Origin of the sequence: uncultured Moraxella sp. (genome assembly GCF_945873075.1) — a bacterium.
In the GTDB taxonomy this organism is placed as follows: Bacteria; Pseudomonadota; Gammaproteobacteria; order Pseudomonadales; family Moraxellaceae; genus Moraxella.
The window spans coordinates 40835-49659 of record NZ_CAMCBS010000017.1 but is presented as its reverse complement, the minus strand read 5'-3'; the positions used below and the strand labels follow the sequence as shown (position 1 = coordinate 49659).

Here is an 8825-nt window from a genome sequence, read left to right as displayed (position 1 = left end):
ACCATGTGTATCGGTCTGGGTCAAGGTATCGCAACGATTATTGAGCGTGTGTGATTTTAGTGATTGGCAAGCTGAGATGTGACTAATTGATTTGAAGTCAGACTTGCCATATTATGCTAATTTACTTGTTAAGCTTGATTGCGTATAATGTAATCAAGCTTAATTTTTTTTTGCGACGAGGAAAAATAATGATAAAAAAGTGGGCTGTAGTGACGATAGGCTGTCTGTTGATGGGCTTGGCTAATGCACAGAATGTACTAAGTCAGCCAGTAGATGACCTGCGATTTGGACAAGAGATCATCACGGGTGATAGGCTTAAACAAGGTATGGATGCTTCAGGTTTCATGTTTGTATATTGTATCGAAAGCACTTGGTATAAATTGGGTGTTATGTTCCCTGAGATGAGTCGTGATGACAAGGTGGCAGGCGTGCTTGATATTTGTCAGCCGCGTATAGAGGAATATCAAGTCTATAATATTCTGATGGCAGCTGATTATATTGGTGAACCCAAATCAGAACAGCAAGCATGGCACATCTATCAGAAGAATCGCCAAGATGGTGCTAATGAGGTAGATTTGGATTTACAAGATAAAATCAAAGTCTATTTGGCGACTTTGAACGATCAAGCGCCAGAAGATTTTTTGTTTATTTACTGAGTGAGCTGAATGAAAATATTACTTTTAAAAATAGCTTTGACCGTGGCTGTCAGCATGGGCAGTATCGCACACGCCGAGTATCAATTCCCCAAAGAAATCTATCAAGGCTACTGGGCGATGACCGAACCGGTATTTGGTGACTATGGCGTGATTAATTTTCGTCAATCAGATAGCGGGATTATCGCGAGCAACCATCTGAGATTTGAGTGCTTGGCGGATGGCAAATATCGCCAAGTGGGGCTTGAGATGGCCGTCTTTGAGCCTAAGCAGGATAAGATGGCGATGATTGATATCAAGACCAAAGCGCCTTTCGCTTATCTTGAAACCATGATGATTGTCCCAAAAGAAGGCTTGATACTCAAGCAAACTTATGCAGACGAGACAATGCAAGAGCTATTCCCCGATGGCTTGTTGTTCGCCTATGTCCACACACCAACACCGAGACCGCTTTGTCCGCAATAAATTTGGTGATGGGGTATGAGTAACAAACCATAAATCTGATTCAAGGGTGCGTTGTATGCACCTACGCACTTGAATTGTGCTGCCCATAGCATCTTGACCGCCGCAAGCATAACAAGTACTTGGAGCATGGTAGAATATTTTAGGGCTCGTCATCTGGCTTACCACAATTTATGCATTTAGATTGTGTAAATATCTTAAAGCTGATATCTTGTGTACCATCTTTTCTAAAAAGAAAAAAACTATTTCCACACCAGGGGCATATATTTTTCTTTCTAAACCAAAAATCTATGGGGATTTGTGTTAAAATAGCAATAAAAAAAGTATAAGAGGGCTTTTAATACCCAAAAAATGGTATAAAGACCAGTTAGTTATTATAAAAAGAGGGGGATAAAAGTTAAATATCATGCTTTTTAAATTTAATAGGCTCTCGTATTGCTTCTGCTTATCATTTGCCATAGTTGCTTCTTGCCTTTTTTACGCCACCATCTTTCATGCGATTAGTACAGTAGGGTGCATACCACACACCATAAATCCAAACCGTTTCCAATTTCCTTGATTGTTTTATTGGTGGCAAGCGTGTTACCTGCCTTATTTTAATTCAACAAAAACGGTCAATATACCATTGACCGTTGTTCGAAACAAGCAAAGCGTTATTGAGTTTTGCTCACATAGCGATATTGTGCCGTTTGGATGGCGTGTTTGATGGCGTCGATTTGGGCGTCGGTGGCGGTTTTGCCTGCTTGAATCAGTGCAGTGCGATTGGTGGTGTCAAAGACCGCTGATTTGGATAAATCAGGGGCAATCAGCACATCACTGGCTTGGATGTCGGCAGGGTCGGCTTTGATATTGGCGCCGACATTGCCAAACAGTTGCCAAAATTCGGATGGATTCTTTGGCAGTTTGTTCGGTAGCTCTTTTGGTAGCTCGATTTGCGTGCTTTCAGGGATGGCTTTTAGGACATTGCCAAAGATATCCCCGAGCGGTAGCTCAAACGGTAAGCCTTTGGCGGCATCGTTCATCTGGGCGATGTCAATCGGGATACGGATGGTCTCATTGCCCCATTTGGCATGGACGCCTGTGTCATCACGGCCGATGCTGACGGTGTTTGGGGTGGTTGGCTGATTGGCGTCTGTCTTGGCATCACTATTGGCATCGGCTGTATCGGCTTTTGCCATCAAATCCACTGCAATCACCACATCAGCGCCCATATTCTTGGCGATGCGAGCAGGTAGTAGCGCAGACTGTGAGCCGTCGATGTATTTTTTGCCACCGTTTTCGGGAATGCGTGGCGGGATGAATAGATTTGGCACGCTGGCAGATGCCTGTACAGCCAGACCTGCATCACCTTGACGGAAAGTGACGGCTTGCTTGGTCTGCATCTCGGTGGCGACCGCAGCAAAGCGAATCGGGAACTGCTCAATCGGACGGCTGCCCACTTGTGCATTGATATACTGGCGCAGGCGAGTGCCATCGACGAAGCCTTGCTTGGATGGGGTGATGTCAATCAAATCCGTTTCTTTGAGCTCATCTGCCATCATGACAAGCTTGGCAGGTGTCGCGCCACTGGCATAGACACTGCCGACCATCGCACCGACACTCGTCCCCACCACCAAATCAGGGCGGATGCCGTGCGCTTCGAGTGACTCAATCACCCCAATGTGTGCAAAGCCACGAGCACCGCCACCACCGAGCACGAGCGCCACCACAGGGCGAGATTCTTGGGCGGTTGGTGTGGGTGTGGGCGTGGCTGTCTCTTTGGCGGTGGTGTTGGCGCAGGCACTCAATACGGCAGCACTCATTGCCATCATCGGTAGCATCAATCGGCGAAGCGTCATGGTCGGTGTCATGGTCATATCTCATTAGTAGCAATCATATCCACAGACTATAGCACAAAATTAAGTGTCGGGATTTTATGATTATGCTGATGTTGTGTAATGAATTTGTAGCGACAAATCGCTGTTATCTCATTTGTATGATGCAGAAGCAGCGCTCTTTGCCCAGTATTTCTGCCAAGATTGGCGGTATCGGCATTTCTAATGCCAAAAAGTGATTTACTTTGTACAAAATGGTATTTTTGATTTTATCGTTTCGGTGATACTTTGTGTCATAGTTTTTAAGCGCTCATTTGGCGCACATTGATGCTCGATGGATAGCATGATAAACACAAAAAGCCACCTGTCATAGGGAGCCATTATGATTTCAAAACCCAAATTTTGGCAAATTCCAACGCCAAGCGATGCCGATTTTGCTGCCTTAGACGACAAAATTACCACGCTCAAACAGCGACTCCAAGAGATTGACGCCAAGCACACCCAAGTCAAATTTGCAAGCTCCCTTGCGGTCGAAGATATGGTGATTACCGATGTTTTGGTGAATGTTGGGGCAAAGATTGAAGTTTTTACCCTGCAGACAGGGCGGCTGAATGACGAAACGCTAGCTTTGATTGATGTGGTACAAACCCGTTATCCAAATCTAAATTTTAAACTCTATACGCCTGATAGAGCAGCGGTCGATGAGTATGTCAAAACACAAGGGGCGAATGCTTTTTATGACAGTGTCGATGCTCGCAAGCAGTGCTGTTTTATCCGCAAAGTTGAGCCATTAAACCGAGCATTGGCAGATGCAGATGCGTGGCTTACAGGACAACGCCGTGAACAATCGGTTACTCGCACGGATTTACCCTTTGCCGAACATGATGATGGTCGTGGTATTGCCAAATATAATCCAATTTATGACTGGTCAGAGATTGATGTTTGGGCATATATTTTAAAGTTTAACATTCCATTTAATGAATTATACCGTCAAGGTTATCCAAGCATTGGCTGTGAACCATGCACCATGCCTGTCAAAGAAGGTGAAGACATTCGCTCTGGGCGTTGGTGGTGGGAGAATCGAGATAGTAAGGAATGTGGACTACACAAATAATTATTTTTCTTGTTAAATTGTCCAATGGCGTCGTTAAACTCGCTCGTAGTACTACTTGTACAACTTCGCTCGTTCGCCTAGCCCTTGAACAATTTAACGCAGAAAATGTAGAAAAATGCGGAAAAATCCCAGTTTAAGTTTTTAAGATTCAATAAAATTAGGTAATGATTATGTCAGAACAAACAACCCTGCAAAATAAACACCTTGACTGGCTTGAAGCGGAGTCAATTTATATCATTCGAGAAGTGATTGCCGAATGTAGCAATCCTGCTTTGCTATTTTCGGGCGGTAAAGATTCGGTCGTTTTGCTGGCTTTGGCACGCAAAGCCTTTGCCATTGAAGGGCGAGACATTGAACTACCTTTTCCATTAGTCCATATTGATACAGGGCATAACTATCCAGAAGTTATTGCCTTTCGTGATGAACAAGTGAAGAAATTAAATGCTCGCTTAGTGGTCGGTCATGTTGAAGATTCAATTGCCAAAGGCACGGTGGTTTTGCGTAAAGAAACCGATTCACGCAATGGGGCTCAAGCCGTCACTTTATTGGAAACCATTGCCGAACATAAATTTGATGCTTTGATGGGCGGTGCAAGACGAGATGAAGAAAAAGCCCGTGCCAAAGAGCGTATTTTCTCTTTCCGTGATGAGTTTGGACAATGGGACCCGAAAGCCCAACGCCCAGAATTATGGTCATTGTACAATGCCAAGCACCATAAAGGCGAAAATATGCGAGTTTTCCCAATTTCAAACTGGACAGAATTAGACATCTGGCAATATATCGCACGTGAAAACTTAGAATTACCATCGATTTACTATGCACATGAACGAGAAGTTGTGGCAAAAAATGGCTTACTTGTGCCTGTTACCCCATTAACACCAAAAGCACCTGATGATGTCAGCGAAATTCGCTCGGTGCGTTTCCGTACAGTTGGCGATATTTCATGCACTTGTCCTGTGGCAAGTACCGCAAGCACCGCAGAAGAAATTATTGCCGAAACTGCTGTAGTTGAAATCTCTGAACGTAGTGCTACTCGCCTTGATGACCAAGTGAGTGAAGCGGCGATGGAAGAGCGTAAAAAACAAGGTTATTTCTAAAATTGCCTACCAAATGACTTCTGCTACGTCGTTAAACTCGCTCGTAGTACTACTTGTACAACTTCGCTCGTTTGCCTAGTAGCAAAAGCCATTTGTGTGGCAATTGCATCAGATAACGCATTGAAAAATTGAAAAAAAGGATAACAAGATGTCAAATTTAAACCAATATGCCCCATTACGCTTTATTACCGCAGGTAGCGTGGACGATGGCAAAAGCACGCTGATTGGACGCCTGCTTTATGATAGCAAGGCATTATTAACTGACCAGCTCAATAACCTTGCGAAAACCAAAAATCAATCTGAAGTGATTGACTTCTCTGTTTTAACTGATGGCTTAGAAGCCGAACGAGAACAAGGCATTACCATTGATGTGGCGTATCGCTACTTTTCAACGGCAAAACGCAAATTTATCATTGCCGATACCCCGGGGCATGAACAATATACCCGTAACATGGTAACAGGGGCATCGACTGCTCATGCGGCGGTTGTTTTACTTGACGCATCACAAATTGATTTTAATCAAGAACCTGTACAATTATTACCACAAACCAAACGCCATTCAGCCATTTTAAAACATTTACGTTGCCCACACGTTTTAGTGGCGGTCAATAAAATGGATTTACTTGGCTTTAGTGAAGATAAATTTAATGCCATTGTCCGTGCTTATGAAACTTTAGCAGAACAATTAGGCTTAAATGATGTACGATTTATCCCAATTTCAGCGTTAAATGGTGATAATATTGTACATAAAAGCGACAATACGCCGTGGTATCAAGGCGGTGCATTGCTTGGCATTTTAGAAGATTTACCAACAGGTGAATTGGTTCAAGAAGACAAAGCGAACTTTCACTTCCCTGTACAATTTGTACTGCGTGCAGATGGTGATAAACAAGATGATTTCCGTGGTTATCAAGGGCGTATTGAAGCAGGTCAAGTGGCTGTTGGCGATGCAATCCGTGTTGAGCCATCAGGTCGTGTGAGCCGCGTAAGCGAAATTATTAGCCCAAATGGCATTGTCGGGTCGGCTAGTAGCGGTGAACAAGTGACGATTCGCCTTAGCGACGACATTGATATTTCTCGTGGTGATACGTTGATTTCAGCAAGCTCAAAGAGTATGCCAACCAAAGAAATTAAAGCGACTTTATGCTGGTTTGATAGCCGTGCATTAAACCCTGCTCGTAAATATTTATTAAAACATACTACGCAAACCGTGTTTGCTAAAGTTGATAGTATTGACCATGTTTGGGACGTACACACGTTAAGCAACTTTACTGATAAAGATACTTTAAATATGAATGACTTAGGTGAAGTAACTTTACGCCTACAAAAACCAATTTTAGCAACACCGTATGCCGAAAATACAGCCACAGGGTCATTTATTTTGATTGATGAAGCAACCTACCATACGGTTGCAGGCGGTATGATTCTACAAAATGATAGCGAAGATGATGATTGGTGATCCATTCGCCTAAATCATCATGAATGGCAAAAAGTCGGCAAGATGTCGGCTTTTTGCTTTTTTGGATAAATTATTTTAAAATCCCATCATTGTTTGATTAATATTAGGTATCATCATGAACCCATCTGCCATGACCATCCATCTGCCTGTGACCGCCCTTGCTGGGGTGGGGTCGGCATTGGCGAATCGCTTGGCGGAGCTTGGGATTTATCGCATTTTTGATATGCTCATGCACTTGCCACGAGATTATGAAGATCGCAGCCGTGTCGTGCCGATTGGTGAGCTTGAGCATGGCATGAGTGCGTTGGTATCAGGGACGATCACTTGGGTCGAAAAAAACAAAACCGGTCTGTCAGTGACGCTCGAAGATCATACAGGGCTTGTGGTGCTTCGATTTTTTAAGACTTATGCAAGCTTATTATCCACGATGGAAGTAGGGGCGAAAATCACCGCCTTTGGCGAAGTGAAAATCAGTCGCTTTGGCACGCAGATATCACATCCTGAATATCACATCACAGGCACCAAGTCCTTTGAAACAGGGCTATTACCCATTTATCCTGCGGTCAAAGGACTACATCAGAACAAACTGCGCCAACTGGTGCGACTGGCGCTACAAGCAGTGAGCCGTGAAGGTATCAGCTGCCTGTCGGATGATGAGCTACGCTCGGTAGGGGTGGGGCTATCGGGGGATTTGTTACCTGCGTTGTACCAAATCCATCTGCCCGAGCAGAATGCGGATATTTTTAGCCAAACGGCGCTCTTAAACGCACTCAAAGACCGCTCACACCCTGCGTGTCGGCGTATCATCATCGAGGAGCTCGTGGCGCATCAGTTAAGTTTCCTGTTTCGGCGTAATAATGTCTATCATCACAAAGCGCCCCGTTGTCAGAGCCACAGTCCATTGGCAGATAGGCTTATGCAGAGTTTGCCGTTTGCGCTCACAGGTGCACAGCAGCGAGTGATTGGTGAAGCAGTAGCGGACATGGCGACATCACAGCCGATGCTAAGGCTCATCCAAGGTGATGTCGGTGCGGGCAAGACTTTGGTGGCGGCGATGACAGCGTGCTATGCGTTTGATAGCGGTTGGCAGGTGGCGGTGATGGCGCCGACGGAGATTTTGGCCGAACAGCATTTGATGAATTTTAAAAAATGGTTTGAACCACTGGGTATCGGTGTCGGTTGGCTTGCCGGTAAGCAAACTGCCAAAGAGCGAGCGGCTGCCCTTGAACAAGTGGCAAATAACGATGTGCAAGTGGTGGTGGGGACGCACGCACTGTTTTCAGATACGGTGGTTTTTGCCAAGCTTGGGCTGGTGATTATTGACGAGCAGCATCGCTTTGGGGTGGAACAGCGGCTTAAGCTGACCAATAAAGGCGTCGCAGGTGGCACACCGCATCAGCTGACCATGACAGCGACGCCGATTCCCAGAACGCTTGCCATGAGTATGTATGGTGATATGGATGTGTCGGTGATTGACGAGCTGCCGCCCAATCGCACGCCGATTACCACCGTGACCATCAATCGTGATCGCCGTGATGAAGTCATCGAGCGTATCCGTGAAAACTGCAAGCAAGGCAAGCAAGCCTACTGGGTCTGTCCACTGGTCGAAGAGTCAAGCGTACTCGATGCGCAGTCGGCAGAGCTGCTGTATCAGGATTTGACCGATAGGCTAGATATCCGCACGGGGCTTGTGCATGGCAAGATGAAACCTGTGGATAAGCAAGCGGTGATGATGGCGTTCAAACAGGGCGACATCGATCTGCTTGTGGCGACGACAGTCATCGAAGTGGGCGTGGATGTGCCAAATGCGTCATTGATGGTGATCGAAAATGCCGAGCGATTAGGCTTATCTCAGCTACATCAGCTGCGTGGGCGTGTCGGTCGTGGCAGTGCCAAAAGTTTCTGCGTGCTACTGTACCAAGCACCATTATCACCGACAGGGATCGAAAGGCTCAATGTCCTGCGTGATAGCACCGATGGCTTTGTCATCGCCCAAAAAGACCTTGAACTGCGTGGGGCAGGCGAGCTACTGGGCAAGCGACAAACAGGCGATATGGGCTACTATCTAGCAGACATCGTGCGTGATGAAGTCTTGCTAGAAGCGGCGGGCACTATCGCCCATCAGCTGATTGCCACCCCTGATGCCATCCCAAAAGCCATCAGTATTATGAATACTTGGATACCCACTGCCAAAGATTATGTGGGTGTGTAGGCTAAGCGATTGAA

At 45.6% G+C, this 8825-nt stretch carries 7 protein-coding genes; 6 read left to right on the top strand and 1 reads right to left on the bottom strand.

Annotation, left to right across the window (positions count from 1 at the left end; translation table 11 throughout):
* Positions 1-188: 188 nt before the first annotated feature.
* Together Q0N89_RS07045 and Q0N89_RS07040 are read left to right on the top strand one after the other, a co-directional pair.
* The gene (locus tag Q0N89_RS07045; protein WP_294034822.1) at positions 189-656 is read left to right on the top strand and encodes a hypothetical protein; all 468 of its coding nucleotides are present in this window, start codon (positions 189-191) and stop codon (positions 654-656) included.
* A gap of 42 nt (positions 657-698) precedes the next feature.
* Positions 699-1118, top strand: coding sequence for a hypothetical protein (locus Q0N89_RS07040; protein ID WP_294034821.1), 420 nt, complete (start codon positions 699-701; stop codon positions 1116-1118).
* Positions 1119-1768: 650 nt separating this feature from the next.
* Here Q0N89_RS07040 and Q0N89_RS07035 read toward each other — a convergent pair.
* On the bottom strand, positions 1769-2965 hold the full coding sequence (locus Q0N89_RS07035; RefSeq protein WP_294034820.1) for a patatin-like phospholipase family protein: 1197 nt from the start codon (positions 2963-2965) through the stop codon (positions 1769-1771).
* Between the two features lie 346 nt (positions 2966-3311).
* Here Q0N89_RS07035 and Q0N89_RS07030 point away from each other — a divergent pair, with 346 nt between their 5' ends.
* The 4 genes from Q0N89_RS07030 (at position 3312) to recG (ending at position 8811) form a co-directional block, all read left to right on the top strand.
* The gene (locus Q0N89_RS07030) at positions 3312-4043 is read left to right on the top strand and encodes a phosphoadenylyl-sulfate reductase (protein ID WP_294034819.1); all 732 of its coding nucleotides are present in this window, start codon (positions 3312-3314) and stop codon (positions 4041-4043) included.
* Positions 4044-4213: 170 nt separating this feature from the next.
* Positions 4214-5140 (top strand): sulfate adenylyltransferase subunit CysD, encoded by a 927-nt coding sequence (gene cysD, locus Q0N89_RS07025; RefSeq protein WP_294034818.1) that lies wholly within the window; start codon positions 4214-4216, stop codon positions 5138-5140.
* Positions 5141-5288: 148 nt separating this feature from the next.
* Positions 5289-6599, top strand: coding sequence for a GTP-binding protein (locus tag Q0N89_RS07020; protein WP_294034816.1), 1311 nt, complete (start codon positions 5289-5291; stop codon positions 6597-6599).
* Between the two features lie 115 nt (positions 6600-6714).
* Entirely contained in the window at positions 6715-8811 is a 2097-nt protein-coding gene (gene recG, locus Q0N89_RS07015) for an ATP-dependent DNA helicase RecG (protein WP_294034814.1), read from the top strand.
* The last annotated feature ends 14 nt before the right edge of the window (positions 8812-8825 follow it).